This window comes from Streptomyces sp. NPDC056224 (assembly GCF_042267665.1).
Classification (GTDB): domain Bacteria; phylum Actinomycetota; class Actinomycetes; order Streptomycetales; family Streptomycetaceae; genus Streptomyces.
Map to the genome: position 1 here is coordinate 80,225 of NZ_JBHJTK010000013.1, position 25,830 is coordinate 106,054.

General features: G+C 71.9%; 27 protein-coding genes. 17 read left to right on the forward strand and 10 right to left on the reverse strand.

The window, feature by feature from the left end; all coding sequences use genetic code 11:
* Positions 1 to 249: 249 nt before the first annotated feature.
* From ACFCZ1_RS18025 to ACFCZ1_RS18070, 10 genes are all read left to right on the forward strand, one after another.
* Positions 250 to 1,011 (forward strand): helix-turn-helix transcriptional regulator, encoded by a 762-nt coding sequence (locus ACFCZ1_RS18025; RefSeq protein ID WP_376679245.1) that lies wholly within the window; start codon positions 250 to 252, stop codon positions 1,009 to 1,011.
* Positions 1,008 to 2,423: a Fe-S cluster assembly protein SufB gene (sufB, locus tag ACFCZ1_RS18030; RefSeq protein ID WP_215142058.1), complete on the forward strand. Its 1,416-nt coding sequence runs from the start codon at positions 1,008 to 1,010 to the stop codon at positions 2,421 to 2,423. The genes ACFCZ1_RS18025 and sufB overlap by 4 nt, the downstream gene beginning before the upstream one ends.
* Before the next feature lie 103 nt (positions 2,424 to 2,526).
* Positions 2,527 to 3,705, forward strand: coding sequence for a Fe-S cluster assembly protein SufD (gene sufD / locus ACFCZ1_RS18035; protein WP_376679246.1), 1,179 nt, complete (start codon positions 2,527 to 2,529; stop codon positions 3,703 to 3,705).
* Complete coding sequence (locus ACFCZ1_RS18040; RefSeq protein ID WP_376679247.1) at positions 3,705 to 4,022, forward strand: bifunctional 3-phenylpropionate/cinnamic acid dioxygenase ferredoxin subunit; 318 nt, start codon at positions 3,705 to 3,707, stop codon at positions 4,020 to 4,022. Before sufD ends, ACFCZ1_RS18040 begins: the two co-directional genes overlap by 1 nt.
* Positions 4,023 to 4,029: 7 nt before the next feature.
* Positions 4,030 to 4,797 (forward strand): Fe-S cluster assembly ATPase SufC, encoded by a 768-nt coding sequence (sufC, locus tag ACFCZ1_RS18045; RefSeq protein ID WP_376679248.1) that lies wholly within the window; start codon positions 4,030 to 4,032, stop codon positions 4,795 to 4,797.
* The gene (locus ACFCZ1_RS18050) at positions 4,794 to 6,050 is read left to right on the forward strand and encodes a cysteine desulfurase (protein ID WP_150256906.1); all 1,257 of its coding nucleotides are present in this window, start codon (positions 4,794 to 4,796) and stop codon (positions 6,048 to 6,050) included. Before sufC ends, ACFCZ1_RS18050 begins: the two co-directional genes overlap by 4 nt.
* A gap of 26 nt (positions 6,051 to 6,076) precedes the next feature.
* Complete coding sequence (gene sufU, locus ACFCZ1_RS18055) at positions 6,077 to 6,538, forward strand: Fe-S cluster assembly sulfur transfer protein SufU (protein ID WP_030292254.1); 462 nt, start codon at positions 6,077 to 6,079, stop codon at positions 6,536 to 6,538.
* Positions 6,535 to 6,879, forward strand: coding sequence for a metal-sulfur cluster assembly factor (locus ACFCZ1_RS18060; RefSeq protein ID WP_030388904.1), 345 nt, complete (start codon positions 6,535 to 6,537; stop codon positions 6,877 to 6,879). The genes sufU and ACFCZ1_RS18060 overlap by 4 nt, the downstream gene beginning before the upstream one ends.
* A gap of 138 nt (positions 6,880 to 7,017) precedes the next feature.
* A complete protein-coding gene (locus ACFCZ1_RS18065; protein ID WP_328925061.1) occupies positions 7,018 to 7,338 on the forward strand; it encodes a multidrug efflux SMR transporter in 321 nt (106 codons plus the stop codon).
* Complete coding sequence (locus ACFCZ1_RS18070; RefSeq protein WP_376679249.1) at positions 7,338 to 7,886, forward strand: TetR/AcrR family transcriptional regulator; 549 nt, start codon at positions 7,338 to 7,340, stop codon at positions 7,884 to 7,886. Before ACFCZ1_RS18065 ends, ACFCZ1_RS18070 begins: the two co-directional genes overlap by 1 nt.
* Positions 7,887 to 7,947: 61 nt before the next feature.
* Here ACFCZ1_RS18070 and ACFCZ1_RS18075 read toward each other — a convergent pair whose 3' ends face one another.
* On the reverse strand, positions 7,948 to 8,826 hold the full coding sequence (locus ACFCZ1_RS18075) for a winged helix-turn-helix transcriptional regulator (RefSeq protein ID WP_376679250.1): 879 nt from the start codon (positions 8,824 to 8,826) through the stop codon (positions 7,948 to 7,950).
* Between the two features lie 94 nt (positions 8,827 to 8,920).
* Between ACFCZ1_RS18075 and ACFCZ1_RS18080 the strand changes: the two genes are divergently transcribed.
* Together ACFCZ1_RS18080 and dapD are read left to right on the forward strand one after the other, a co-directional pair.
* Positions 8,921 to 10,153: an MFS transporter gene (locus ACFCZ1_RS18080; protein ID WP_376679314.1), complete on the forward strand. Its 1,233-nt coding sequence runs from the start codon at positions 8,921 to 8,923 to the stop codon at positions 10,151 to 10,153.
* 9 nt (positions 10,154 to 10,162) lie between these two features.
* Entirely contained in the window at positions 10,163 to 11,143 is a 981-nt protein-coding gene (gene dapD, locus ACFCZ1_RS18085) for a 2,3,4,5-tetrahydropyridine-2,6-dicarboxylate N-succinyltransferase (RefSeq protein WP_376679251.1), read from the forward strand.
* Between the two features lie 65 nt (positions 11,144 to 11,208).
* On the opposite strand, the gene ACFCZ1_RS18090 is transcribed toward dapD, so the two are convergent.
* The 5 genes from ACFCZ1_RS18090 to ACFCZ1_RS18110 form a co-directional block, all read right to left on the reverse strand.
* A complete protein-coding gene (locus ACFCZ1_RS18090) occupies positions 11,209 to 11,466 on the reverse strand; it encodes a hypothetical protein (RefSeq protein ID WP_376679252.1) in 258 nt (85 codons plus the stop codon).
* Between the two features lie 201 nt (positions 11,467 to 11,667).
* Positions 11,668 to 11,940 (reverse strand): hypothetical protein, encoded by a 273-nt coding sequence (locus tag ACFCZ1_RS18095; RefSeq protein WP_376679253.1) that lies wholly within the window; start codon positions 11,938 to 11,940, stop codon positions 11,668 to 11,670.
* 239 nt (positions 11,941 to 12,179) lie between these two features.
* Positions 12,180 to 12,434 (reverse strand): hypothetical protein, encoded by a 255-nt coding sequence (locus ACFCZ1_RS18100; RefSeq protein WP_376679254.1) that lies wholly within the window; start codon positions 12,432 to 12,434, stop codon positions 12,180 to 12,182.
* Positions 12,435 to 12,606: 172 nt separating this feature from the next.
* On the reverse strand, positions 12,607 to 13,062 hold the full coding sequence (locus tag ACFCZ1_RS18105) for a GNAT family N-acetyltransferase (RefSeq protein WP_376679255.1): 456 nt from the start codon (positions 13,060 to 13,062) through the stop codon (positions 12,607 to 12,609).
* Between the two features lie 76 nt (positions 13,063 to 13,138).
* Positions 13,139 to 14,977: an endonuclease/exonuclease/phosphatase family protein gene (locus tag ACFCZ1_RS18110; RefSeq protein ID WP_376679256.1), complete on the reverse strand. Its 1,839-nt coding sequence runs from the start codon at positions 14,975 to 14,977 to the stop codon at positions 13,139 to 13,141.
* A gap of 394 nt (positions 14,978 to 15,371) precedes the next feature.
* On the opposite strand from ACFCZ1_RS18110, the gene ACFCZ1_RS18115 reads away from it, so the two are divergent.
* Positions 15,372 to 16,877 carry a hypothetical protein gene (locus ACFCZ1_RS18115; protein WP_376679257.1) on the forward strand — a complete coding sequence of 502 codons (1,506 nt, stop codon included), beginning with the start codon at positions 15,372 to 15,374 and terminating at the stop codon, positions 16,875 to 16,877.
* 330 nt (positions 16,878 to 17,207) lie between these two features.
* A complete protein-coding gene (locus tag ACFCZ1_RS18120) occupies positions 17,208 to 18,647 on the forward strand; it encodes an alkaline phosphatase PhoX (RefSeq protein ID WP_376679258.1) in 1,440 nt (479 codons plus the stop codon).
* Between the two features lie 225 nt (positions 18,648 to 18,872).
* Here ACFCZ1_RS18120 and ACFCZ1_RS18125 read toward each other — a convergent pair whose 3' ends face one another.
* The 4 genes from ACFCZ1_RS18125 to ACFCZ1_RS18140 form a co-directional block, all read right to left on the reverse strand.
* Positions 18,873 to 19,049 carry a hypothetical protein gene (locus ACFCZ1_RS18125; RefSeq protein WP_376679259.1) on the reverse strand — a complete coding sequence of 59 codons (177 nt, stop codon included), beginning with the start codon at positions 19,047 to 19,049 and terminating at the stop codon, positions 18,873 to 18,875.
* A 102-nt stretch (positions 19,050 to 19,151) separates the two neighbouring features.
* Positions 19,152 to 20,417, reverse strand: a complete 1,266-nt coding sequence (locus ACFCZ1_RS18130; protein WP_376679260.1) for a TerD family protein — start codon at positions 20,415 to 20,417, stop codon at positions 19,152 to 19,154.
* A gap of 167 nt (positions 20,418 to 20,584) precedes the next feature.
* Positions 20,585 to 20,806 (reverse strand): hypothetical protein, encoded by a 222-nt coding sequence (locus ACFCZ1_RS18135; protein ID WP_376679261.1) that lies wholly within the window; start codon positions 20,804 to 20,806, stop codon positions 20,585 to 20,587.
* Between the two features lie 110 nt (positions 20,807 to 20,916).
* The gene (locus ACFCZ1_RS18140) at positions 20,917 to 22,449 is read right to left on the reverse strand and encodes an aldehyde dehydrogenase (NADP(+)) (RefSeq protein WP_376679262.1); all 1,533 of its coding nucleotides are present in this window, start codon (positions 22,447 to 22,449) and stop codon (positions 20,917 to 20,919) included.
* Positions 22,450 to 22,576: 127 nt separating this feature from the next.
* Between ACFCZ1_RS18140 and ACFCZ1_RS18145 the strand changes: the two genes are divergently transcribed.
* The 3 genes from ACFCZ1_RS18145 to ACFCZ1_RS18155 all read left to right on the forward strand — a co-directional run bounded on the left by ACFCZ1_RS18145 (position 22,577) and on the right by ACFCZ1_RS18155 (position 25,763).
* Entirely contained in the window at positions 22,577 to 23,359 is a 783-nt protein-coding gene (locus ACFCZ1_RS18145; RefSeq protein ID WP_376679263.1) for an IclR family transcriptional regulator, read from the forward strand.
* 107 nt (positions 23,360 to 23,466) lie between these two features.
* Positions 23,467 to 24,477 (forward strand): hypothetical protein, encoded by a 1,011-nt coding sequence (locus ACFCZ1_RS18150; RefSeq protein WP_376679264.1) that lies wholly within the window; start codon positions 23,467 to 23,469, stop codon positions 24,475 to 24,477.
* A complete protein-coding gene (locus ACFCZ1_RS18155) occupies positions 24,477 to 25,763 on the forward strand; it encodes a sensor histidine kinase (RefSeq protein WP_376679265.1) in 1,287 nt (428 codons plus the stop codon). The genes ACFCZ1_RS18150 and ACFCZ1_RS18155 overlap by 1 nt, the downstream gene beginning before the upstream one ends.
* The last annotated feature ends 67 nt before the right edge of the window (positions 25,764 to 25,830 follow it).

Here is a 25,830-nt window from a genome sequence, read left to right on the forward strand (position 1 = left end):
CGGACGGCCCAGCGTCGTTCAGTGAGCTTTTCCTGAATCCGGTGTTGCGGTGCCGGGAATCGCCATGGGTGGAGGATTGCTGGTGGGAGCCCTGCAACGGCTCGTCGGCGGCTCCTGGCGAGAGTGCGGAGCACTTCCTTCCGAATAACTCTGCGTCGACAAATTAGGTAACCCTTAGTGATGGAGGCCACCAGGGGTGGCGTCCGTCACGGCTTGTCGCCGCTCGACTAATTACGCAACAATGGCGTTGTGAAATACGGCGAACGGCAGATCGAGGCCCCCCAGGGGGAGCTCGCGACCGGGGAGCGGTCCACCCGCAACCGGGTCGCGCGGTCCATCCTGGACCACGGCCCGTCCACCGTCGCCGACCTCGCCCAGCGCCTCGGCCTCACCCAGGCCGCCGTCCGCCGCCACCTCGACACGCTCGTCACCGACGACGTCGTCGCATCCCGTGAGCAGCGCGTGTACGGCGCGCGCACCCGCGGCCGGCCCGCCAAGGTCTTCGCGCTCACCGACTGCGGCCGCGATGCCTTCGACCAGTCCTACGACACGCTCGCCGCGGACGCCCTGCGCTGGATCGCGCAGTCCGTCGGCGGCGGAGAGCGGGGAGAGGCGGCCGTCGCCGCCTTCGCCCGGTCGCGGATGGAAGAGCAGGCGAAGACCTACCGGGAAGCCGTCGACGCGGCCACCCCGCAGGAGCGCGCGGAGGCCCTTGCCAGGGCGTTGACCGCCGACGGGTACGCTGCTACGGCGAAGAGCGCTCCCGGTCCGCACAGCGGTGAACAGCTCTGCCAGCACCATTGCCCGGTCGCACACGTCGCCGAGCAGTTCCCGCAGCTCTGCGAGGCGGAGACCGAGGTCTTCTCCCGCCTGCTCGGGACCCATGTGCAGCGTCTCGCCACGATCGCCCACGGCGACGGGGTGTGCACGACGTTCATTCCGCGTAGCGCGGGCACCACACAGACCGACACATCAGTATCTGCAAGTACGGCCGGGAGGAACCCCGCATGACCACGGAGACTGCTCACCCTGAGCTCGATGGCCTGGGCACCTACGAATACGGCTGGGCCGACTCCGACGCGGCTGGCGCCGCTGCCAAGCGGGGTCTGTCCGAGGATGTCGTGCGCGACATCTCGGCGAAGAAGTCCGAGCCGGAGTGGATGCTGAAGCTCCGCCTCAAGGGTCTCAAGCTGTTCGACAAGAAGCCCATGCCGAACTGGGGCTCCGACCTCTCGGGCATCGACTTCGACAACATCAAGTACTTCGTGCGCTCCACCGAGAAGCAGGCCGCTTCCTGGGAAGAGCTGCCGGAGGACATCAAGAACACGTACGACAAGCTCGGCATCCCGGAGGCGGAGAAGCAGCGCCTCGTCGCCGGCGTCGCGGCCCAGTACGAGTCCGAGGTCGTCTACCACCAGATCCGCGAGGACCTGGAGGAGCAGGGCGTCATCTTCCTGGACACCGACACGGCGCTCAAGGAGCACCCGGAGCTCTTCCAGGAGTACTTCGGCACGGTCATCCCGGTCGGCGACAACAAGTTCGCCTCGCTGAACACCGCGGTGTGGTCGGGCGGCTCGTTCATCTACGTCCCCAAGGGCGTCAAGGTCGACATCCCGCTCCAGGCCTACTTCCGCATCAACACGGAGAACATGGGCCAGTTCGAGCGGACGCTGATCATCGTCGACGAGGACGCCTACGTCCACTACGTCGAGGGCTGCACCGCCCCGATCTACTCCTCGGACTCGCTGCACAGCGCCGTGGTCGAGATCATCGTGAAGAAGGGCGGCCGCTGCCGCTACACGACGATCCAGAACTGGTCGAACAACGTCTACAACCTGGTCACCAAGCGCGCCGTGGCCTACGAGGGCGCGACCATGGAGTGGATCGACGGCAACATCGGTTCCAAGGTCACCATGAAGTACCCGGCCGTCTACCTGATGGGCGAGCACGCCAAGGGCGAGACCCTGTCCATCGCCTTCGCGGGCGAGGGCCAGCACCAGGACGCCGGCTCCAAGATGGTCCACATGGCGCCGAACACCTCCTCGAACATCGTCTCGAAGTCGGTGGCGCGGGGCGGCGGCCGCACCTCCTACCGGGGTCTGGTCGAGATCGGCGAGGGCGCGCACGGCTCGAAGTCCAACGTGCTGTGCGACGCGCTCCTGGTCGACACGATCTCCCGCTCGGACACGTACCCCTACGTGGACGTGCGCGAGGACGACGTCTCCATGGGCCACGAGGCCACCGTTTCCAAGGTCTCCGACGACCAGCTCTTCTACCTGATGAGCCGCGGTCTGACGGAGTTCGAGGCGATGGCCATGATCGTGCGCGGCTTCGTCGAGCCCATCGCGCGCGAGTTGCCCATGGAGTACGCCCTGGAGCTGAACCGGCTGATCGAGCTGCAGATGGAGGGCTCGGTCGGTTAGTCCCGGCCGCCCCACCACCAGCTCCGCGGTCCGCGCCCCTGCGGGCCGAGGATCGCAACGACGTAGACCGTGTTCTTTTAAGAGAGTGAGCAAGACGACAGCCATGGCTGAGGCTCAGAACATTCCGGCGGGGTCGACCACCGCCGGCGCGATCGCGGTGGCCGCCGAGTCCACCGTCGCCACCCGGATGAGTGCGCCCCCGTCCTTCGACGTGGCGGACTTCCCCGTGCCCCACGGCCGCGAGGAGGAGTGGCGGTTCACCCCGCTCGCCCGCCTGCGCGGTCTCCACGACGGCACCGCGGTCGCCAACGGCACCATGAAGGCCCAGATCGACGCGCCCGAGGGCGTCACCGTCGAGTCGGTGGAGCGCGGCGACGCGCGCATCGGCAAGGCCGGCACCCCGGTGGACCGGATCGCCGCCCAGGCGTTCTCGTCCTTCGCCAAGGCCACGGTCGTCACCGTGCCCAAGGAGGCCGTCCTGACCGAGCCGGTGCGCGTCACGCTGCACGGCGAGGGCGGCACGACCTTCGGCCACACCGTCTTCGACGTGCAGGCCTTCGCCGAGGCCGTCATCGTCATCGACCACACCGGTGACGGCGTGCGCGCCGCCAACGTCGACTTCCTGGTCGGCGACGGCGCCAAGCTCACCGTCGTGTCCGTGCAGGACTGGGACGACACCGCCGTCCACGTCTCCCAGCACAACGCGCTGGTCGGCCGTGACGCGACCTTCAAGTCGATCGTGATCACCTTCGGCGGCGACGTCGTGCGCCTGCACCCGCGCGTCAGCTACGCCGGTCCCGGCGGCGAGGCCGAGCTCTTCGGCCTGTACTTCACGGACGCCGGCCAGCACCAGGAGCACCGCCTCCTGGTCACGCACGACGCCCCGCACTGCAAGTCGAACGTGGTCTACAAGGGCGCGCTCCAGGGCCAGGACGCCCACGCCGTCTGGATCGGTGACGTGCTCATCGAGAAGACCGCCGAGGGCACCGACACCTACGAGATGAACCGCAACCTCGTCCTCACGGACGGCGCGCGGGTCGACTCGGTGCCGAACCTGGAGATCGAGACCGGCGAGATCGTCGGCGCCGGCCACGCCTCCGCGACCGGCCGTTTCGACGACGAGCAGCTCTTCTACCTGCAGTCCCGCGGCATCCCGGCCGACGACGCCCGCCGCCTGGTCGTGCGCGGCTTCTTCGCCGAGCTCGTCCAGCAGATCGGTGTCGACGACATCGAGGAGCGCCTGCTCGCCAAGATCGAGACCGAGCTCCAGGGCTCCGTCTGATGAACTACGTCAAGGCCTGTGCGCTGAGCGAGCTGGAGGAGAACTCCCCCAAGCGGGTGGAGCTCGACGGCACGCCGGTGTCCATCGTCCGCGCCGAGGGCGAGGTGTTCGCGATCAACGACATCTGCTCGCACGCGAACGTCTCGCTCTCGGAGGGCGAGGTCGAGGACTGCATGATCGAGTGCTGGCTGCACGGGTCTGCCTTCGACCTGCGCACCGGTAAGCCCTCGGGCCTGCCCGCGACGCGCCCCGTACCCGTATACCCCGTAAAGATCGAAGGGGACGACGTGCTCGTCTCCCTCACCCAGGAGTCCTGAGGTATCCATGGCAACGCTTGAAATCCACGACCTGCACGTCTCCGTCGAGGCCGAGAACGGCGCCCGCGAGATCCTCAAGGGCGTCGACCTCACCGTCAGGCAGGGTGAGACGCACGCCATCATGGGTCCGAACGGCTCCGGCAAGTCCACCCTGGCGTACTCGCTCGCCGGTCACCCGAAGTACACCATCACCGGTGGCACCGTGACCCTCGACGGCGAAGACGTCCTGGAGATGACCGTCGACGAGCGCGCCCGCGCCGGCGTCTTCCTCGCCATGCAGTACCCGGTCGAGGTCCCCGGCGTCTCGGTCTCCAACTTCCTGCGCACCTCCGCCACCGCCATCCGCGGCGAGGCCCCGAAGCTGCGTACCTGGGTGAAGGAGGTCAAGTCCGCGATGGAGCAGCTCCAGATGGACCCGGCCTTCGCCGAGCGCAACGTGAACGAGGGCTTCTCCGGCGGTGAGAAGAAGCGCCACGAGATCCTGCAGCTGGAGCTCCTGAAGCCGAAGATCGCGATCCTCGACGAGACCGACTCCGGCCTCGACGTCGACGCGCTGCGCCAGGTCTCCGAGGGCGTCAACCGCGTCCGCGCGACCGGCGAGGTCGGCACCCTGCTGATCACGCACTACACGCGGATCCTCCGCTACATCAAGCCCGACTTCGTCCACGTCTTCTCGGAAGGCCGCATCGTCGAGTCCGGTGGCGCCGAACTCGCCGACAAGCTGGAGGCGGAAGGCTACGAGGCGTACAGCACGAAGGGTGGCGCGACCGCGTGACACAGCTGCCTGGCCTCCTCGACATCGAGGCGATCCGCAAGGACTTCCCCCTGCTGGATCGTGTGGTCCACGACGGGAAGAAGATCGTTTACCTGGACAACGCGGCGACCTCGCAGAAGCCGCGCCAGGTACTCGACGCGCTGAACGAGTACTACGAGCAGCACAACGCCAACGTCCACCGCGGCGTGCACGTGCTCGCCGAGGAGGCCACGGCGCTGTACGAGGGCGCCCGCGACAAGGTCGCCGCCTTCATCAACGCACCGAGCCGCGACGAGGTGATCTTCACCAAGAACGCCTCGGAGTCGCTCAACCTGGTCGCGAACATGCTCGGCTGGGCGGACGAGCCCTACCGGGTCGACCGCGAGACCGAGATCGCCATCACGGAGATGGAGCACCACTCCAACATCGTGCCGTGGCAGCTGCTCTCGCAGCGCACCGGCGCGAAGCTGAAGTGGTTCGGCCTCACCGACGACGGCCGGCTCGACCTGTCCAACATCGAAGAGGTCATCACGGAGAAGACGAAGATCGTCTCCTTCACGCTGGTCTCCAACATCATGGGCACGGTCAACCCGGTCGAGGCGATCGTCCGGCGCGCCCAGGACGTCGGCGCCCTCGTGCTGATCGACGCCTCCCAGGCCGCGCCGCACATGCCGCTGGACGTGCAGGCGCTCGGCGCCGACTTCGTGGCCTTCACCGGCCACAAGATGTGCGGCCCGACCGGCATCGGTGTCCTGTGGGGCCGCCAGGAGCTGCTGGAGGACCTGCCCCCGTTCCTCGGCGGCGGCGAGATGATCGAGACCGTGTCGATGCACGCCTCGACGTACGCTCCGGCACCCCACAAGTTCGAGGCGGGTACGCCCCCGATCGCCCAGGCCGTCGGCCTCGGCGCGGCCGTGGACTACCTGTCGGCGATCGGCATGGACAAGATCGCCGCGCATGAGCACGCGATCACCGAGTACGCGATCAAGCGCCTCGCCGAGGTGCCCGATCTGCGGATCATCGGCCCCACCACGGCCGAGGACCGCGGCGCGGCGATCTCCTTCGTGCTCGGCGACATCCACCCGCACGACGTCGGCCAGGTGCTGGACGAGCAGGGCATCGCGGTCCGCGTGGGCCACCACTGCGCCCGCCCGGTCTGCCTGCGCTACGGAATTCCCGCGACGACGCGAGCGTCTTTCTACCTGTACTCCTCTCCCGCCGACGTCGACGCGCTGATCGACGGGCTGGAGCACGTACGGAACTTCTTCGGCTGACCGAGGGCGACGAGGACGAGGACGCTGTGAAGCTGGATTCGATGTACCAGGAACTGATCCTGGACCACTACAAGCACCCGCACGGGCGTGGCCTGCGCGACGGCGATGCCGAGGTGCACCACGTCAACCCGACGTGCGGCGACGAGATCACGCTCCGTGTGAAGTACGACGGCGAGACGCTGACCGACGTCTCGTACGAGGGCCAGGGCTGCTCCATCAGCCAGGCCAGCGCGTCCGTGCTGAACGAGCTGCTCGTCGGCAAGGAGCTGGCCGAGGCGCAGAAGATCCAGGGCGTGTTCCTGGAGATGATGCAGTCGAAGGGCAAGATCGAGCCCGACGAGGCCATGGAGGAGGTGCTGGAGGACGCGGTCGCGTTCGTCGGCGTCTCCAAGTACCCGGCTCGCGTGAAGTGTGCTCTGCTGAGTTGGATGGCCTGGAAGGACGCGACCGCCCAGGCACTGGGCGACGCGGAGAGGAAGACGGCATGACCGAGAACGCGACGCCCGAGGCGTCGATCAAGCCGGCCACCGAGGAGGAGGTCCGCGAGGCCCTCTACGACGTGGTCGACCCCGAGCTGGGGATCGACGTGGTCAACCTGGGCCTGATCTACGGCATCCACATCGACGACGCGAACATCGCCACCCTCGACATGACGCTGACCTCCGCGGCCTGCCCGCTGACGGACGTCATCGAGGACCAGGCGAAGTCGGCGACGGACGGCATCGTCAACGAACTTCGCATCAACTGGGTCTGGATGCCCCCGTGGGGCCCGGACAAGATCACGGACGACGGTCGCGAGCAGCTCCGCGCGCTCGGCTTCAACGTCTGATCACTCGCAGGTGAGGGGCCCCGGCACGGTCGTGCCGGGGGCCCTCGTCGTTTTGCGCAGGAGTCCCGGGTGCTGCTCGTGTTCCTGCCGAGTGGCGCATGTGTACGGTCGTACACATCGTTGTGTACTCTTGTACACATGCCTTACGCACTGCTTGCCGCGGCCATCGCCGCCGAGGTCGCCGGGACCACCGCCATGAAGTACAGCGACGGCTTCACGAAGCTGTGGCCCTCGCTGGGCACGCTGCTGGGCTACGTCATCGCCTTCACCCTGCTCGCACAGACGCTGAAGACGATGTCGGTGGGCACGGCGTACGCGATATGGGCCGGGGTCGGGACCGCCGCGATCGCCGCCATAGGCATGGTGTTCATGGGCGAGGCGGCCACCGCCGCGAAGATCGCCGGGATCGCCCTGGTGATCGGTGGCGTGGTGCTGCTGAATCTGGGAGGCGCGCACTGATGGCCCCCGGCGCGCGCAGGTACGACCCCGAGCGGCGGCAGCGGATCATCGACGCGGCGATCCGGGTGGTGGCCGCCAAGGGCATCGCGGGGCTGAGCCACCGCAGCGCGGCCGCGGAGGCCGACGTACCGCTCGGGTCGACCACCTACCACTTCAAGACCCTGGACGACCTGCTGGTAGCGGCCCTGCGGCAGGCCTGCGAGGCCTTCGCCCCGGCCCTGGCCGTACGGGACGGCGAGGACCTCGCGGGCGCGCTGGCACGGCTGCTGGGCGAGCTCCTGTCGGCCGACCGGGGCCGGGCGGAGCTGGAGTACGAGCTCTACCTGGCGGCCTTGCGGCGGCCCGCGCTGCGGCCGGTGGCGGCGGAGTGGTGCGAGGCCGTCGCGGCGGCCCTGGCCCCGTGGACCGACCCGGTGACGGCGCGCGCCCTGGTCGCCGTCATGGACGGCATCAGCCTGCAGGTCCTCCTGACGAACGCCGAGTACGACGAGTCGGGCGCCCGCGAGATCCTGAGCCGGGTGCTGCGTCCCGCGCGGCGCGGCGCTTGAAGCGCGGGGCCGACTGCGGGTCCGGTCACGGGTCCGGCTGCGGCTCCGGTTACGGCTCCGGCTACGGCCGGCCCGAGCGGACCGCCGTCAGGGCCGCCTGGACGCTCGCTTCGATGTCCTGGATCGGGTAGAACACCTCGCGCACGGTGCGGTCGCGGTCGAGGACCAGGGTCAGCCGCTTCATCCGGGTCACGCCCCCCGCGCGGAAGGTCGGCAGCCGCAGCGCCGCCGTCAGGGCCAGCTCCGCGTCCGAGAGGAGCGGGAAGCGCAGCCGCTCCCGCTCCGCGAACTCCCGCTGCTCGTCCGGCCGCTGGGTCGACACCCCGTGCACGGTGGCGCCGGCCGCGGTGAACTCGGCGAGCTGGTCGCGGTAGGTGCACGACTCGAACGTGCAGCCCTTGGCGCCCGGTATCCCGGCCCAGCCGGGCGGATAGGACTCGGCGCGCGCGTACGCGCCCGGGAAGCAGTACAGGACCGTGAACGCGCTGTCCGCCACCGGATCGCGCAGCTCGCCGAAACGGTCCGGCAGGACCAGCTCGGGCAGCCGGGTTCCGCGCAGCGCGTGCACCCGTTCCGCCTCCCGCGAGGCCTCTACGGTCGTCGCCGTCATCTCTCCCTCTCCCAGGATCCAGGTGTCCCCCCAGTCCTGGAGGGCCACCAGCACCGGCAGCAGCCCCCGCCCGCGCGGGGTCAGCCGGTACTCGTGCCGCACCGGACGTTCCCGGTACGGCTCGCGCGCCAGCACCCCGGCCTCGACCAGCAGCTTCAGCCGCTCGGCCAGGACCTTCCGGGACATCCCCAGCTCGCGCTGGAGCTCCTCGAAGCGGTGCAGACCGCGCGCGGTGTCGCGCACGATCAGCAGCGTCCACCAGTCGCCCACCACGTCGAGGGCCTGGGCGATGGAGCAGTCCGCGTCGCCGAGGTGCGTGCGCTGGGCCATGGGAACTCCTTTGTCCGTTGACCCAAGGCTGTCATGCTGACATAGTCCGTTCCCAAAAGGAACTGACTCACTGGATCCGGGGGACACGGGTGTGCTGCAGGGGTTCAAAGACGTACCGAGGACTGTGTGGCTGCTGGCTGCGGGGGTGTTCGTCAACGCCGTCGTCAGCTGCACGTTCGTCTTCGTCTTCGTCTACCTGACCGGGCCGCGCGGCCTCGGGGCCGCCCAGGCGGGCCTGATCGTGGGCATCGGCGGTGTCGGGCTGGTCGCCGGGAACTTCACCGGCGGCTGGTACGGGGACCGCTTCGGCCACCGCGGCGTGCTGCTCACCGCCTCCGCGCTCGGCGGAGCCGTCCTCGTCGTCCTGCCGCTGCTCCCCACCGCACTGCTCGCCCTCGCCCTGCCGCTCGCCCAGTACGCCTCGGGGGTGGTGCGCGCCGCCAACTCCGCGCTGGTCGCCGTCACCGTGCCGGAGGGATCCCGGCGCCAGGCCTTCGCCGTCACCCGCTGCCTGTCCAACGGCGGCTTCACCCTGGGCGCACCGCTCGGTGCGCTGATCGCGACCGGGCTCTCGTACGACTGGCTCTTCGTCGCGGACGGCCTCGGCACCCTCTTCTTCGCCCTCTGGACGGCCTGGGTCGTCCCGGCCGGGGGCGCCGCCCGCCCCGGCGAGACCGCGCACGGGAGCCCGCCGGGCCGCGGAGGCCTGTGGCGGGAGCTCCGGACCCGGCCCGCCCTGCTCGTCCTGCTCGGCGCGATCGTCGTCATCGACCTCGTCTACCGGCAGCACTACACGACCTTCCCCGTCTTCCTCGCCGACCACGGCCTGGACACCCGCGCCTACGGACTCCTCATCGCGATCAACGGCGGCGTCATCCTGCTCCTGGAGATCCCCGCCGCCCTCGCCCTGCGCCGGTGCTCCCCGCTGCACCTCATCGGCACCGGGCTGGTGCTGGTGGGCGCCGGCTACGCGATGCTGATGCTCGGCGTCGGCATGCCCGCCGCCGTGGCGATGATGGTCCTCCTCACGCTCGGCGAGATCCTCTACAAGACCACGGCCACCGCGTACGTGGCGGACGAGTCGCCCGAGCACGCCGTGGGCCGGTTCCAGAGCCTGTACGCGGGCGTCTCCGTCAGCGGCGTCGTGCTCGCCGCACCGCTCGGCGGAGCCCTCTACGACACCGCACCGGACCTGCTGTGGCCCCTGTGCGCGGTACTCGGCGCGGCCGCCGGGGCGACCGTGCTGGTCATGGGTGCGCCGGGGGCGCGGCGACGCGCGCGACCGGCACATGAGACCGGTTCGCGACCGCGGGCCGTCGCCGGTTAGGTTTCTGGCATGACTGCTACGCGTACCACCGGCGCCGTCGCCGCCGGACTTGCCACCATCACCGCCGACGGCACCGTCCTCGACACCTGGTTCCCCGCCCCCGAGCTCGTCGCCGAGCCCGGCCCGGCCGGCACCGAGCGCCTCACGGCCGAGCAGGCCGTGGAGCAGCTGGGCGCCGCCGCGTCGAGGGCGATCCGCCAGGACGCGGTCCGCGGCGTCGAGGTCGTGGCCGTCCGTACGGTGATCTCCTCCCTGGAGGACAAGCCGCTGGACGCGCACGACGCGTACCTGCGCCTGCACCTGCTCAGCCACCGCCTGGTCAAGCCCCACGGCCAGAACCTCGACGGCGTCTTCGGCCTGCTGGCCAACGTCGCCTGGACCTCGCTGGGCCCGGTGGCGGTCGACCAGGTCGAGACCGTCCGCCTCAACGCGCGCGCCGAGGGCCTGCACCTCCAGGTCACCTCGATCGACAAGTTCCCCCGGATGACGGACTACGTCGCCCCCAAGGGCGTGCGCATCGCCGACGCGGACCGCGTCCGCCTCGGCGCGCACCTCGCCGAGGGCACCACCGTCATGCACGAGGGCTTCGTCAACTTCAACGCCGGCACGCTCGGCACCTCCATGGTCGAGGGCCGCATCTCCGCGGGTGTCGTGGTCGGCGACGGCTCCGACATCGGCGGCGGCGCCTCCACCATGGGCACCCTCTCGGGCGGCGGCAAGCAGATCATCTCGATCGGCCGGCGCACCCTGATCGGCGCCGAGGCGGGCGTCGGCATCGCGCTGGGCGACGAGTGCGTCGTCGAGGCCGGCCTCTACGTGACCGCGGGCACCCGCGTGACCCTGCCGGACGGCCAGATCGTCAAGGCCCTGGAGCTCTCGGGCGCCAACAACATCCTCTTCCGCCGCAACTCGGTCACCGGCGCCGTCGAGGCCCGCCCGTACAAGGCGGCCTGGGGCGGCCTGAACGAGGTCCTGCACAGCCACAACTGACGCCCCGGGCATCGGCGAGCGCCCTCCCACGGCCCTCACGGGTCGCGGGAGGGCGCTCTTCCATGTCAGGAGGAGCGCGAAGCCGGTGGGTCCGCCCTCGGCGCCGGGGCCGGGCCAGGCGCCGGGTCCGGAGTCACCGAGGAAGCCGTCGCCGCCGCGGGCCGGCTCGTGCCGGTCGCGGTGGACGCGGTGGACGCAGTGGACGCGGTGGACACCGGAGGGATCGCAGCCCCCGACAGCACGGCGGTGGACGCGATGATCATCGCGAGGAGGAAGCGCCGCTCGGGCCGGCCCTCGTGGTGAGCGTGAACGTTTCGTGTCATGGCGGTACTCCTCCTGCAAGGGCTGCCGGCATTCCGCGGCGAGGAGTCGTCCGCCCGTGCCGTGCCGCCCCGTTCCGTTTCCGGTGGGGCCGGCCCTACAAGTAGCCCCCACGGGCCGGAGGCGGTCATGTCCCGGGAACCCGTGACTTGACCGGTTCCACGGAGCCCCTTGTCGGCCGGGCCGTCTCTTTCGGATCCGGCCTAGTCGGCGGCGTCCCACTGTGCCTGCACCCAGGTCAGCTGCACGTCGCTCAGCGGGGGGTCGAACCCTGCCGGGAACATCAGCATCTTCGGCTGCGGCCACATGTTCTCCGGCCCGTGCCCGTCGCAGTGCAGGGCGATGAGATGCGGCCCTTCCCCGCAGCCCTCGTGCCAGTAGGGGCGGTCATGCGCCTGGCAGAAGTACCCGAACCGCCAGCAGTCGTCTTCTTCGCTCGGCTCGTAGAAGCCGGGATCGCGAATGATCGTGGTCACCGGCTCCTGCCGGTTGAACCGGGGGATGGGCCGGGGGTCACACCACAGCAGTCGGGGCGGTATCACGCTCCCATCCTGGCCCGAGGCCGACCTGTTCGGATCACTGGGCCGTTGGTCCGGTCATGTCGTTGACCGAAGTGCAGTGGTCGCGGACTGAGCCGCTGCCTCGGGACCGGACCGCGCGACGTGGTGGGCGGCGGAAGGCGCGCAGGGGAGGCGCCGGGGGCGCTGCGTGGGGGTCAGCGGAGCGGGATCGTGCGGATCAGGCCCGCGAAGGCCTGCTGCTCCGCCTCGGTCAGCTCCACCGACTCCATCGGGTGGGCGGCGGAGGTGCGCTGGGCGGGGATCACCGGCAGGCCCTCGTACGCGGCCGGCTCCGGGAGGTCGGAGCGGCTGCCCCGCAGCATGTGGCCGAGGCCGACGACCCAGGCGAGAGCGGCCACGATAAGGAGGGCGAGGCCGATTTCCTGGGCGAGGGACATGGAGGGGAACACGTGGGCCTCCGGCGAGTGCGGGGTACGAGGCGGCACAAGATCGGGCGTGCAGACACTCAACACCACACGAGGTCGATTCGGTAGGGATGTGTCGAGCGTCACGTCAGGGCCGAAAGTCCCCGTCTTGTCCCGGAACGGCCCCGCCCGGAGCCACTTCGACGACAGGACCCGGCTAGGACTCCAGGCGCAGCTTGAAGCCCTCGTGGCTGCGCGTGAAGCCCAGCCGTTCGTAGAAGCGGTGGGCGGCCGTGCGCCGCTTGTCGCTGGTCAGCTGGACCAGGCCGCAGCCGCGCTCGCGGGCCCGGTCGGCGGCCAGTTCCATCAGCTCCGCACCCAGCCCCTCGCCCCGCCGGTCCGGGCGGATCCGTACCGCCTCCACCAGTGCCCGGTCCCGGCCCCCTTGGCCCAGGCCGGGGATGTACGTGAGCTGGAGGCATCCCAGTACCGCGGCGCCGTCGTCGTCCGTCAGGACCAGCACCTCGTTGCGCGCGTCCGCCGCGATGGCGGCGAAGGCCCGCTCCCGCGCCTCGTCGACGACGACCGCAGCCGGGTCCACGACCCGCTCCTCGTCGGCCAGCAGGGCGAGTACGGCGGGCAGGTCCGCGCGCGTGGCTGTACGGAAGATCATGGCCAGGAGTGTGGCAGAGGGCCCGGACGGGACGGCGTCCGGGCCCTCTGCGGTCTCAGGGGTCAGGCGGCCGCGACTACGGCTTGAAGCGCAGCACCTGCGGGTCGTGGTCGCTGTTCTGGGCGGCGAACTCCGCGTTGATGTGGACGCTGTCGTACGTGAACTTCTTGATCGCCGGGCTGGTCAGGATCTGGTCCAGCACCTGGGCGTTGCCCTGGTAGACGTACGAGTACCGCTCCGCCTTCGGCAGCGACTTGATCGCCGAGTAGAGCGCCCCGCCGTCCTCGAGCGCCTTCGTGGTCCCGGAGAACTCGAAGTCGTTGATGTCGCCGAGGGCGAGGACGTTGGCGTTCTTGTCCGCCGCCAGGATCTCCTTGACGAAGCCGTTCACGGCCTGCGCCTGGAGCAGCCGCTTGGCCTCCGAGGAGCGCACCGGCGGCTGGTGGTGCGAGGTCAGGCCCTCGTCGCCGCCCTTGGAGCCGAAGTGGTTGGCGATCACGAAGACCGTCTTGCCGCGGAAGACGAACTCGCCCGCCAGCGGCTTGCGGCTGTCCGCCCACGCCGGGTTCGCGGGGTCGACACGGCCGGGGGAGTGGGTCAGGGCGGCCTTGTCGTTCTCCTTGACCACGCCGGTCGCCGTCACCGCGTCACCCGGGGCGCGCTCGGTGAAGGAGACCCGCTCCGGGTTGAAGAGGAACACCTGGCGGATGTTGCCGCCGGGCTCGCCGCCGTCCTTCTTGTCCTCCGGGTTGACGGTCCGCCACTGGTAGGCCGGGCCGCCCGCCGCGGCGATCGCCGCGGTGAACTTCGTCAGCGTCTGCTCGGCCGAGACCGTGCCGTCGTTCTTGGCGCCGTTGTCGTCCTGGATCTCCTCCAGGGCGAGGATGTCGGGGGAGGCCAGGTTCTCGACGACCGCCTTCGCCAGCGCGTCGAACTTCGCCTGCGGGTCGGTCGGGTCGAGGTTCTCGACGTTGTACGTGGCCACCGCGAGCTCGTGCGCGTCCTGCGCCTTGGTCTTCTCGGGGGCGAGGGTGCCGGCCTGGACCGTGCCGAGAGTGCGGGCCACGAGCGTGTAGCCGCCGAACTGGTTGAAGTCCAGCGGGCCTTCGGTGACGCCGGTCAGCTTGTCGCCGACGTTGGCCACCGGGAAGGGCTGCTGCGCGAGCGGCGCGAGCTGCTGGATCTGGAGGCGGCCCGTGTTCTGGGACCCGTAGGAGCCGTAGATCGTCCCGCCGCGCTTGGCGGCGTTCTCCCAGCCCTTCACGGTGACCCACAGCTCCGAGTACGGGTCGGTGGCGCCGACCACGCGCGAGGTGCCGATCTTGACGTTCATGCCCTCGAGGGACTCGTAGAAGTCCAGGGCGTAGCGCGAGGGGTCCAGGGCCAGCCCGTTGATGCTGCCGCCGGCGGCCGGGTCGCCTTCCGGGGCGTACTCGGCGGGCACCGTGTACTCGTTGACCGCGGTGGCCTCGGGCAGCGCGTTGCCCGAGGAGACCACCGTGACGGCTGGCTTGGATATCTGGGTCACCGACTGGTTGCCCGAGTTGACGCCGCCCGGGATGTACTCGCCGACCGTGCCGGAGACCTTGACCGCGTCGCCCACGGCGACGGTCGGGACCGAGCTGGTGAAGACGAACACGCCCTCGCTGGTGGCGGCGTCGTCGTCGGCGTCGGGGTCCTGGATCCAGAAGCCGCGCGAGCCGTACGTCCGCACCCCCGTCACGATGCCCTCGACATCGGCGACCTGCTTGCCGGCGAGCGGGGATGTCCGGGTGGTGCCCTGGATGTCGTGGATGCGTACCTGGCCGGCGGCGGAGCCTTCGGCCGCGTCGGCGGAGCCCGCCAGCAGGCCGGTGGCCAGCGCGGTGGCGACGAGGGCCGAGACGGCGGCGGAACGGGGATGCGAGGAGCGCATGAGCGGGAACTCCGGTGTGGGATGAGGGAGACGGCGTTGAAGCGGCAGGAGATCTGCGGGAGACTTGCGGCTCCCGAAACATCTACGCGCGTCAATTTCCTGTGTGGCCGCCAAAGTTGTCAAGGCCTCCAGGAAATACGACAGCTGACTGTGGGATGAACCAAAGGGGATGACCCGCCGGAGCCGCCCGAAATGCGTCTACGCTGGGTCGCCTGACAAGGTTGCGCCGGGCGTCCGTCGATCCGTCCGCATGCCCGTCCCGTCCGCATGCCCGTCCCGTCCGGCTGACCGGCCGAACGCCGGCAGGCCGAACGCCGGCAGGCCGACTGACCGGCCGACTGATGTCACGGCCCGTGTCACCCCGCCCCACCGCGTCCGCGAGGAGAACCGCTTCATGTCCGCAGAGCCGCACCCCACGTTGCCGCCGGTACGGCTGCACTCCGATGCGGAGCTGGCCCGCGACGCCCTCGTCGCCCCCCTGTTCGCCCGCGCCGTGCGGCTGGCCCGCTGGGCCGGAGACGACACCCGGGTCGACATCGGCGGCGAACTCGTCGCCGCCCAACTCCCCGAGGCCGCCGCGGTGCTCGGCCTCGACGTCGCCGACGCGGACTCCGCGGTGCACGCGAGCCGGGCCTGGCGCGTGGCCGTGGACACCGGGCTGGTGGACGTCACCGAGCCGGAGGAGGACGCGGGTGAGGGCGCCGAAGGGGCCGACGGCGGCGGGGAGGAGTCCGGCACCGCCCTGCCCGGTGAGGACCTGGCACTGGTGACGAGCGGCGCGCCCGGCGACGTACTCGACCTGTGGCTGGCCGCGCTGGACTCCGTACTGGCCGACGCGGCCGTGCCCGACCTGGACGACCTGGTCGACGCGCTGGACGCGGGCGGCGAGATCGACTTCGACCAGCTGGACTGGAACCCGCGGCGCGAGGAGGACTTCCTCGACGGGGTCCTCGCCAATCTGTACCTGCTCACCGTGTCAGCGGGCGGGGCGGCGGACCGGCCGGTTCCGCTGCCCGTGCTCGCCGCGTCCATGGTGGTGCCCGACGACATGGGCGAGCCGACCGACGCCGTGCTGCAGCAGGTCTCCGACGCGATGATGCGCCTCGACGACCAGTTCCGGCAGCTGGAGCCCATCGGGCTGGTCGAGTTCCGGCCCGTCGACGAGGAGCTGATGGCCGACGCGGACGACGAGCCGGCCGCCTCCGGCGCGGCCGCCGGCCGGGACGATGCCGACGAGGACGTCTCCCGCTACGGGATGGTCCGCCTGACCCCGCTCGGGCTGTACGGGGTCCGCGCCCGGATGCTGGAGGCCGGGGTCGAGGCACCCGCCGTCGGTGAACTGGCCGACAAGGGGGCGGACGTGCTGCTCGACGCCGTCTGCGCCTACCCGGAGAGCGCCGCCGAGGCCGAGATCGAGGCGTGGCTGGCCGGACGCGAAGTCCCCGCGGCCGTGGCCGAGCTGCTGGACGCCGCGCGCGGTGACGACGAGGGCGCCCCGCTGCGCCGGCTGCGATGCCAGCAGGCCCTCGCCCCCGCCGGTCCCGAGGCCGAGCCCGCGGTCCGCGCGGTGCTGGACGACCCGGAGCTGGGCGGCCTCGCCCGGGTCTGGCTGGCCGAGCGCGGGGCGGCCGACGTACCGGCACCGGACGGGGCGATGGTGTTCTGGCTGACGGTCGACACGATCGCCGCGCAACTGGCCGCCGACGGGGAGACCGAGGAGCTCCCGCTGCTGATGGAGACCCTGACCGCCCATCACACCGGGTTCTTCGAGCAGGTGTGGCGGGTGGAGCACCCGGCGACGGCGTACGTCCTGGAGGCGATGGGCCGGCTGCACCCGGACAAGAAGACGGCGAAAGAGGCCCGCAAGGCCGCGTTCAAGGCGCGTTCCCGGCGGCCGTGACGGGACGGACGTGACGGGGCGTGACGGGGCGGCCGTGACGGGGCGTGACGGGGCGGCCGTGACGGGGCGGGCGGTGCGCTCGGGGAGGGCGGGACGGGCGGGGTGGGCGGGACGGGCGGGGTGGGCGGGACCCTGAAGGGCGCCGGACGCTGACGCCTGTGCCGGGGCATCGACAATGAGCCGATCCTGGGCAGGAGCTGGCCATTCCGCCCGCAGGCACGGAGTCGGCTCCTCGTGCCGGGTAGTTCAGCCGCCGTTCACGTGCGGGCGGGAGCGTGTGCGCCGACGACCGCACGACAGGCGCACCACCTCCCCACCCCTGGAGACCCGATGCCGCTCAGCCGCAGAGACTTCACCGCCCGCACCGTCCTCGCCGGCGCGGGAGTCGCGCTCACCGGGACGGTCGGCGCCCTGGCCACCGCCCCGGGCGCGCTGGCGGCCGAGGACGACACCCGCCGCGACGAGCACGGACGGCCCTGCGAGCCCGGCTACGGCCCCCTCGTCGCCGACCCGGCCGGCCTCCTCGCCCTTCCCGCCGGATTCTCGTACCGGGTGATCACGCACAGCGGGGTCACCAAGCTGGACTCCGGCGAGATCACCCCGTCCAACCACGACGGGACCGCCGCCTTCGAGGGCCACCGCGGGGTCACCCTCCTCGTCAACAACCACGAACTCAAGGGCAAGCGGGAGAACTGGGCCCACCCCGTCCCGCTCACCGAGGGCCTGGTCTACGACCCGGCCGCGGCCGGCGGCTGCACGGTCGTCGAGGTCCGGCGCGGCGGCGAGGTCGCCGAGTGGGTGGGCGTCGCCGGTACGTCCACCAACTGCGCCGGCGGCTCCACCCCTTGGGACACCTGGCTCACCTGCGAGGAGACCGAGGACCTGGCCGGCAAGAACGGCATGACCAAGGACCACGGCTACGTCTTCGAGGTCGACCCGCACGACCGCCGCGCCAACCGCGACCCGCGGCCGATCAAGGCTTTCGGACGGTACGCGCACGAGGCCGTGGTCATCGATCCGCGCCAGGGCCACGCCTACCTGACCGAGGACGCCTCCGGCCCCAGCGGGCTGTTCTACCGCTGGAGCCCGCCGGCCGGTTTCCGCCACGGGCGCGGCAGACTCCGTACGCTCTCCGCCGACGCCGGCCTGCTGCAGGCCGCCAAGTGCATCGACAGCTCGGGCCGGTTCGTCGACGACCTCTCGCGCGCGACGAAGACCGGCACCGTGTACGGGGTCGACTGGGTCGACGTGGCGGACCGCGACGCGCGGACGGTGCCGGTGCGCAAGCAGTTCGCGGAGGGCGCCGTGACGCGGGCGCGCAAGCTGGAGGGCATGTGGTGGGCCGACGGCGGCGCGTACTTCGTCTCCTCCTACGCCCGTGAGGAGAGCCCGGGCGCGGCGCACGACGGCCAGGTGTGGTTCTACGACCCCAAGCGGCGGACGGTCCGGCTGACCGTCCTGATCGGCGTCAACGCGGACCCGGCGGCGGACGGCGGCTACGACGGCCCCGACAACATCACCGTGTCGCCGTACGGAGGGCTCGTCATCGCGGAGGACGGCTCGGGGCTGCAGCACCTGTTCGGCGCGACCGGATCGGGCCGCACCTACCCGCTGGCGCGCAACGAGCTGAACATCGGGACCGCCGAGGAGCCGGAGTACTCGGAGTTCACCGGTGTCTGCTTCTCCCCGGACGGGCGCACGCTGTACGCCAACATCCAGGACCCGGGCATCATGCTGGCGATCACCGGCCCGTGGCGGCGCGCACACTGACGCCTGCGCAGGCGAGACCGGGCGGGTCCGGGGCCACGGGGCTCCGGACCGGCGGGTCCGGGGCCGACGAGGTCCGGGGCTGACGAGGTCCGGGGCTGACGGGGCTCCGGACCGACAGGGTTCCGGATCGGCGGTGCTCCGGACCGGCGGGTCCGGGGCCGGTGGGCTGCTGGTCCCGGTGGCCGCCGGCGGTGCCGAAGGCGGTCCCCGGGCCGCGGGCCGCGCCTACCGGGCTGCGGAAACCTCCGCGCGGGACGCCTCGGCCCACTCGGCGAGAAGGAACTCATACGCCTCCGAGGGCCACTCGCCGTCCACCCGGGTCTCGACAAGGTGCCGTATCGCCTCGTTCGCCTCGGCGGCGGACGGGCGGGCGGGCCCCGCGGGGGTGAGTGACTCGTGCATGAGTTCAAGGCTACGGGCGGGCACTGACAGCCACCCCCGGATTACGCGTGGCATCCATCACCCGCGACCGGGCCCCATGGCGCCATGTGCCCGCCCACCTGCTCAGAGCGCCTGCGAGGCGGGCTTGACCATGCCGCGCACTGTGCGGGACTTCACAAAGTCACCCAGGGCCGTCATCTCCCACTCGCCGGTGAACTGCTTGATCAGCTTGGCCATCATCACCCCGGTCTGCGGCTCGGCGCCGGTGAGGTCGAAGCGCACCAGCTCCTCGCCGCTCGCCGCGTCGATCAGACGGCAGTAGGCCTTGGCCACCTCGGTGAACTTCTGGCCGGAGAAGGAATTGACCGTGAAGACCAGCCCCGTCGCGTCCGCGGGGAGCCGGCCCAGGTCCACGACGATGACCTCGTCGTCGCCCGCGCCCTCGCCCGTCAGGTTGTCGCCCGAGTGCTTGATCGCGCCGCCGAGGATGGACAGCTTGCCGAAGTAGCAGCTGTCGATGTGGTTGCGCTGGGGGCCGTACGCGATGACGGAGGCGTCGAGGTCGATGTCGCGGCCGCCGAAGGCGGGCTCCCAGCCGAGGCCCATCTTGACCTGGGAGAGCAGCGGGCGGCCGCCCTTGACCAGGGAGACGGTCTGGTTCTTCTGGAGGTTCACCCGGCCCTTGTCGAGGTTGATCTTCCCCCCGGCGGGCGGGGCGGCGGCCGCGACCGGGGCGGGGGCGGGTGCGGGTGCGGGGGCGGCGTGGACCGGCGGGGCGGCGGGCGTGGTGGCACCGCCGAGCCAGGGGGAGGCCGGGTAGGCGACCGGCGGGGCGGGCGGCGCCGGAGGCGCCGGCGGGGCGACGGGTGCGGGTGCGGCGGCCGGTTCTTCGTCCACGGAGACCCCGAAGTCGGTGGCGATGCCGGCGAGACCGTTCGCGTACCCCTGGCCGACCGCGCGCACCTTCCACACGCCGCCGCGCTGGTAGACCTCGACGACGACGAGCGCGGTCTCGGCTCCCAGCTGCGGCGGGGTGAAGGTGGCGATCACCGCGCCGCCGTCCGCGTTGCGCACGGTGGCGGTGGGCTCGACGCCCTGGAAGGTCTGCCCGGCCGCGTCGGGGCTGGCCGTGACCACGATCCGCTCGATGCCCGGGGGCAGCGCGCCGGTGTCCACGGTGATCGAGTCCGGTGCCGCGCCGCCGCCGGACCGGTACGTCACACCGGGCCCGGAGGGCTGGTTGTAGAAGATGAAGTCGGCGTCGGAGCGCACCTTGCCGTCCGCCGTGAGGAGGAGTCCCGACACGTCGAGCCGCACCGGGGCAGCCACGTCCACCGTCACACGGACGGCATTGAGCGGCAGGTTGGATCCAGGGGTCATAGCGGTCATGCCCTGGAGAACGACCGGAGGCCCTTTGCCGTTCCCTTACTCTCGCGTGAGATTTCGACCGGGATTTCGACCGGGATTCGACCGGGATGCCGATCGGATTCCGGCCGCGACTCCGGCCGAGCCCTCGACCGGGGCCCCGCCGGTGCCCAGCCCGCGCCCGACGGGGGTCAGCGCCGGTTGCGGGGGTGGTTCCTCGCCGTGCGCTCGTTGCCGAACTTGTAGGCGCCGGTCCAGCGGGCCATCACCAGCTGCGCGTCGCCGGACCCCACCTCGGCCAGGAACTTGTCCGCCCGGCCCCCGCGCAGGGTCGCTGCGGTGCGGCCCTGGTGGGTGATGACGACGGAGTCGTCCTGGTGCTGTCGGTACGAGAATCCGTGCGGCTTCGGCATGAGCCGCAGCCTGCCCCGCACCCGGCGGGGCGGGCAACGGATTTACCGGCGGGTCTGCCGGGGGCCCGGGCCGTCCGCCCTGCCGCCCGCCCCGCGGCCACGCGGCTGCCTCAGGCCCCCGTCACGCGGCGCGGGAGCCCCAGCGGATTGGCCTCGCGCAGCTCGGGCGGCAGGAGCGGGTCCGGCACCGACTGGTACGCCACCGGCCGCAGCCAGCGCTCGATCGCCGTCCCGCCGACGGAGGTGGAGTGCGAGGTGGCCGCCGGGTACGGGCCGCCGTGGTGCTGGGCCGGGGCCACCGCGACCCCGGTCGGCCAGCCGTTCACCACGATCCGGCCCGCCAGCCCCGTGACCTGCGCGATCAGCTCTGAGGCGGGGCCCGGCTCGCCCTCGGTCTCGGCCTGCGACAGCTGGAGCGTGGCGCTCAGGTTCCCGGCGAGCCGCCCGAGCACCGCGCCGGCCTCGCGCTGGTCGGCGTACCGCACGACGACGGTCACGGGACCGAAGCACTCCTCCAGCAGTACCTCGTACTCCGCGTCCGGGGCGCCGTCCAGGAGGCGGGCGGCCGGCACGGTCAGGTAGCCCGCGCCGACCGTGTGCTCACCGCCGGAGCCCGGGGTTACGGGTGCGTCGACGCCGGGCAGCGCGGCCCTCTCACGGACCCCCGAGACGAAGTTGTCCCGCATCCGGTGGTCGAGCAGCACCCCCGGCTCGGTCTCCCCGAGTGCCTTGGTGAGCGCGCCGGTCAGGCGGTCGCCCGCCGCGCCCTCGGGGACCAGGACCAGGCCGGGCTTCACGCAGAACTGGCCGACGCCCAGGGTGACCGAGCCCGCGAGTCCGCTGCCGATCTCCTCGGCGCGTTCGGCGGCCGCGGCCGGGGTGACCACGACGGGGTTGAGGGAGCCGAGTTCACCGTGGAAGGGGATGGGCACGGGCCGGGCGGCGGCCGCGTCGAACAGGGCCCGCCCGCCGCGGATGGAGCCGGTGAACCCGGCTGCGGACACCAGCGGGTGGCGGATCAGCTCCAGCCCGGCGTCGAACCCGTGGACCAGGCCGACCACGTCCGCCGGGAGCCCGGTGGCGACGGCCGCCCGGCGCAGCAGCGAGGCGCACAGCTCGGACGTGGCCGGGTGGTCGGGATGCGCCTTGACGATCACCGGGCAGCCGGCGGCCAGCGCGCTCGCGGTGTCCCCGCCGGGGACGGAGAAGGCGAGCGGGAAGTTGGAGGCGGCGTAGACCGCGACCACGCCCAGTGGCACCTTGTAGCGGCGCAGTTCGGGGCGCGGGGGGCTGAGGGAGGGGTCGGCGCGGTCGATCCGGATGTCGAGGTAGGCCCCTTCGTCCACGGCGTCGGCGAAGGCGCGCAGCTGGCCGGTGGTGCGGGCCAGTTCGCCGGTGAGCCGGCCCGGGCCGAGCGCGGTCTCGGCGTCCGCGGCCTCGATGACGTGTGCGGCGGCCTCGTCGAGCAGCGTGGCGGCGGCGCGCAGGAAGGCGGCGCGGGCAGTGGCGTCGGCCAGCGCGTGACGGGCCGCGTGGGCGGCCCGTACGGCTTCGTCCACCTCGCGGGAAGTGGCCTCCACCGCAACCTGCTCGCGCTGCTTCCCGGTGCGGGGGTCCACACTCCAGACTGGTGTCGTTGTCATGGCCCACTGCCTCCTGGATCGTTCAGTATTCTGAACGCCGTTCCGGTGGATGAATGATCACATCTGCTGCGGACTCTATTTCCGCGTCCTCCGCGTGACAAGAGGCGACCAGAGGGGAAGCAGGCGTATGACGACGACCGAGTCGGGTGGTGCCGCCCCGGCACCGCCGGTCAAATCGGCGGTGCGTACGGTCCTGTTGCTGGAGCACTTCGCGGCGCGGCCGGGCCTGCACAGCCTCGCCGACATCCAGAACGACCTCTCCCTGCCCAAGTCCAGCCTGTACATGCTGCTGCGCACCCTGGTGAACCTGGGGTGGGTGGAGACGGACGCGACGGGCACGCGGTACGGCATCGGCGTCCGGGCCCTGCTGGTCGGCAGCTCGTACATCGACGGCGACGAGGTGGTCGCGGCCGCCCGGCCCACGCTGGACCGGCTGTCCGACGACACGACGGAGACCATCCACCTGGCCCGGATGGACGGGACGAGCGTGGTGTACCTCGCGACCCGCCAGTCCCAGCACTACTTGCGGCCCTTCACCCGGGTCGGGCGGCGGCTGCCCGTCCACTCGACCGCGCTCGGCAAGGCGCTGCTGGCCACCCACACCGACGAAGAGGTGCGGACCCTGCTGCCGCGCCGTCTGGAGGCGGTCACCGAGCACACCGTCACCGACCGCGAGCGGCTCATCGAGGAGCTGGCGCTGGTACGGGAGCAGGGGTACGCGGTGGACCGGGAGGAGAACACGCTCGGGCTGCGCTGCTTCGGGGTGGCCGTGCCGTACCGGACTCCGGCCCGGGACGCGGTGAGCTGCTCGGTGCCGGTGGCCCGGCTGACGGACGGGCACGAGCAGGCCATCAAGGCGGCGCTGTTCGAGGCGCGGGACCGGCTGTCGGTGGTGACGCGGCGCATGTGAGGCGGTGCAAGTGGGGCGGTGGAAACGGTGGTTCCTCCCCCGAGCGGGGGAGGCGGTTCCCCTTCGAGGGGGAGGCGGCGGGGCCGCGCGCGCGGGACCGTTGAGCCATGACCACACGAGCCGTTCCCACGACGTACGCGAATCAGCCGTCGGCCCCCGCCCCGGGGACCGGGCGGCGCGTCCTGCGGGCGGTGGCCCTGGCCGCCACCGCGCCGTATCTGACGCTCAAGAGCGCCTGGCTGGCCGGGAGCCACGTCGGGATACCGGACGGCAGCGTGCTCAGGGAGCCCGGGCTGTACTTCACGGTGGCCAACTCCGTGACGCTGGCCATGGACGCCTGTGTGATCCTGCTCGTGCTGGTGCTCACCCGGCCCTCGGGCATACGGTTCCCGGCCTGGCTGCTGACCGTCCCGGTCTTCGTCGCCACCGGGCTGCTGACCCCGATCCTGCTCGGGTTCCCGGGCCAACTGCTGGTGCGGGCGCTGGGCTTCGGGCTGGAAGAGGCGACGAAGGCGGCCCGGGCGCCGTTCCTGGACCCGTGGGTGTTCAACGTCGTCTACACGGGCTTCACTATTCAAGGACTCGCCCTGGCCGGGCTGTTCGTGCCCTATGCGCGGGAGCGCTGGGGCCGGCGGTGGCAGGGCGTGCTGGGGCCGCAGGTGATCCCGGACGGAGTCCGGGGGAGGTTCCCGTCATCCACGGGGGTGGTGGCGGGAGCCGCTGCGGCGGCCGGCCTGGCGGTCGCGGCCGTGCATGCCTACTGGGCCTTCGGCGGTACGGCCTGGCTGGGCGCCGAGCGGGCGGCCGCGTACTCCGCGGAGACAGCCGTGGTGTCCGCGGCCCACGGGTTGTGCGCGCTCGCCGCCGGAGCCGGAGCACTGCTCCTGGCCCGGGGCGGGAAGTCGCGGGCGTGGTGGCCGCTCGGCCTCGCCTGGATCGGCGCGGGGGCGACGCTGACCTGGGGGACGTGGATGTTGATCACCTCGCTGGGACCGCAGGTGGACGGCGGCGAAGGGCCTGCCACCGCGACCCTGTTGACCTACGCTGGCCAGATGATCACCGGAGCGCTCGCCGCCGCCGTCCTCACCCGATTCCTCATATCCCGCCGCGAGGTGTGATGCGCGGCGGTCTGAGCCGGCTGCTGGGGGCGCGGGCGCGGCTGCGCTGGGTCCACCTGATACTCGGCGGGGCACTGCTGATGCCTTACTTCCTCCTCGCCCAGGTGGGGGCCGGTCTGGCGACCGGCGGGCAGAACGCCTTCAGCTCGTTCCCGCTGACCCTCGCCACCTACGCGGCCGCCCTGCCACTGGCCTCGGCCACCTCCGTGTTCGGGCTGGTCCGGCCGCTGTCGGTGACCGCCGTCCGGGCCATGTGCGGGGTTCCGGGGGAGCAGCTCGCCGAGGGGCCCGCGCGGTCCTGGGCCGCCCGGGGGCGGACCTCCGCCTGGTGGACCCTCCACCTGGGGGTCGGCGCGGTGATCAGCGGAATGAGTCTCGCCGTCCCGCCCATGGCGGTGGTGCTGATCACGCTGCCGTTCGTGAGCGGACTGCGGGACGCCATGCTCGGACTGGGCTGGTTCTCCACCGCCGCCAGTCCGTACGCGGCCCCTCTGCTCGGGACGGGCCTGCTGGCCGGGCTCGTCCTGTGCGCCGCCGGGGCCGGGGCGCTGCTGGCCCGGCTGGCGCCCGTACTGCTCGGGCCGACCGCGGCGGACCGGCTGGCCGCGGCCGAGGAGCGGGCCGCCGACCTGGCCGTGCGCAACCGGCTTGCCCGGGAGCTGCACGACGCGGTCGGGCACGCGCTGAGCGCCGTCACCCTCCAGGCGAGTGCCGCCCGGCGGGTGCTGGAGCGCGACCCCGACTTCGTGAGGGAGGCGCTGGCCGCGATCGAGGACACGACTCGGCGGACGGTCGGCGAGCTGGACGCGGTACTGGGCCTGCTGCGTGACGGGGACGCGAGCCGGCCGGACGCCGCGCCCGCGCCGACGCTGGCCGCCGATCTCGACGGGCTGCTGGCCCGGACCCGGGCCGCGGGCGCCTCCGTCACCGCCCACCAGGACCCCGGCCCCGTCGGGGACTGGGCGAGGCTTCCGGCGATCGCCTCCCGAGAGGCCTACCGGATCGTGCAGGAGGGCCTCAGCAACGCGCTGCGCCACGGCGCGGGCCCCGTGGAACTGCGGATACGCGTACACGGCGGGGCAGAGACCGGACACCGTGAACTGGAGATCACCATGACCAATCCGCCCGCCCCACCGGAGGGCCGGGAGCCCCGCACCACCGGAGGCCGCGGCCTGCGGGGAGCCGCCGAGCGGGCCGCGCTGCTCGGCGGCCGGGTCGAGGCCGGCCCGCACGAGGACCGGTGGCGGCTGCGGGCCGTCCTCCCGCTCGCCGGAGGCAACCGATGACCCATCCGACCCCGACTCCCGCCCCGACCCCGGCCCTGGCCCCGACTCCACCCCCGGCCCCGTTGGC

Excerpts from the sequence above, each read along its gene's own strand:
- sufB (WP_215142058.1), top strand. The coding sequence starts at position 1,008 with ATGACCACGGAGACTGCTCACCCTGAGCTCGATGGCCTGGGCACCTAC.
- sufD (WP_376679246.1), top strand. The coding sequence starts at position 2,527 with ATGGCTGAGGCTCAGAACATTCCGGCGGGGTCGACCACCGCCGGCGCG.
- ACFCZ1_RS18040 (WP_376679247.1), top strand. The coding sequence starts at position 3,705 with ATGAACTACGTCAAGGCCTGTGCGCTGAGCGAGCTGGAGGAGAACTCC.
- sufC (WP_376679248.1), top strand. The coding sequence starts at position 4,030 with ATGGCAACGCTTGAAATCCACGACCTGCACGTCTCCGTCGAGGCCGAG.
- ACFCZ1_RS18060 (WP_030388904.1), top strand. The coding sequence starts at position 6,535 with ATGACCGAGAACGCGACGCCCGAGGCGTCGATCAAGCCGGCCACCGAG.
- ACFCZ1_RS18065 (WP_328925061.1), top strand. The coding sequence starts at position 7,018 with ATGCCTTACGCACTGCTTGCCGCGGCCATCGCCGCCGAGGTCGCCGGG.
- ACFCZ1_RS18070 (WP_376679249.1), top strand. The coding sequence starts at position 7,338 with ATGGCCCCCGGCGCGCGCAGGTACGACCCCGAGCGGCGGCAGCGGATC.
- ACFCZ1_RS18075 (WP_376679250.1), bottom strand. The coding sequence starts at position 8,826 with ATGGCCCAGCGCACGCACCTCGGCGACGCGGACTGCTCCATCGCCCAG.
- dapD (WP_376679251.1), top strand. The coding sequence starts at position 10,163 with ATGACTGCTACGCGTACCACCGGCGCCGTCGCCGCCGGACTTGCCACC.
- ACFCZ1_RS18090 (WP_376679252.1), bottom strand. The coding sequence starts at position 11,466 with ATGACACGAAACGTTCACGCTCACCACGAGGGCCGGCCCGAGCGGCGC.
- ACFCZ1_RS18105 (WP_376679255.1), bottom strand. The coding sequence starts at position 13,062 with ATGATCTTCCGTACAGCCACGCGCGCGGACCTGCCCGCCGTACTCGCC.
- ACFCZ1_RS18110 (WP_376679256.1), bottom strand. The coding sequence starts at position 14,977 with ATGCGCTCCTCGCATCCCCGTTCCGCCGCCGTCTCGGCCCTCGTCGCC.
- ACFCZ1_RS18115 (WP_376679257.1), top strand. The coding sequence starts at position 15,372 with ATGTCCGCAGAGCCGCACCCCACGTTGCCGCCGGTACGGCTGCACTCC.
- ACFCZ1_RS18120 (WP_376679258.1), top strand. The coding sequence starts at position 17,208 with ATGCCGCTCAGCCGCAGAGACTTCACCGCCCGCACCGTCCTCGCCGGC.
- ACFCZ1_RS18125 (WP_376679259.1), bottom strand. The coding sequence starts at position 19,049 with ATGCACGAGTCACTCACCCCCGCGGGGCCCGCCCGCCCGTCCGCCGCC.
- ACFCZ1_RS18130 (WP_376679260.1), bottom strand. The coding sequence starts at position 20,417 with ATGACCGCTATGACCCCTGGATCCAACCTGCCGCTCAATGCCGTCCGT.
- ACFCZ1_RS18135 (WP_376679261.1), bottom strand. The coding sequence starts at position 20,806 with ATGCCGAAGCCGCACGGATTCTCGTACCGACAGCACCAGGACGACTCC.
- ACFCZ1_RS18140 (WP_376679262.1), bottom strand. The coding sequence starts at position 22,449 with ATGACAACGACACCAGTCTGGAGTGTGGACCCCCGCACCGGGAAGCAG.
- ACFCZ1_RS18145 (WP_376679263.1), top strand. The coding sequence starts at position 22,577 with ATGACGACGACCGAGTCGGGTGGTGCCGCCCCGGCACCGCCGGTCAAA.
- ACFCZ1_RS18150 (WP_376679264.1), top strand. The coding sequence starts at position 23,467 with ATGACCACACGAGCCGTTCCCACGACGTACGCGAATCAGCCGTCGGCC.
- ACFCZ1_RS18155 (WP_376679265.1), top strand. The coding sequence starts at position 24,477 with ATGCGCGGCGGTCTGAGCCGGCTGCTGGGGGCGCGGGCGCGGCTGCGC.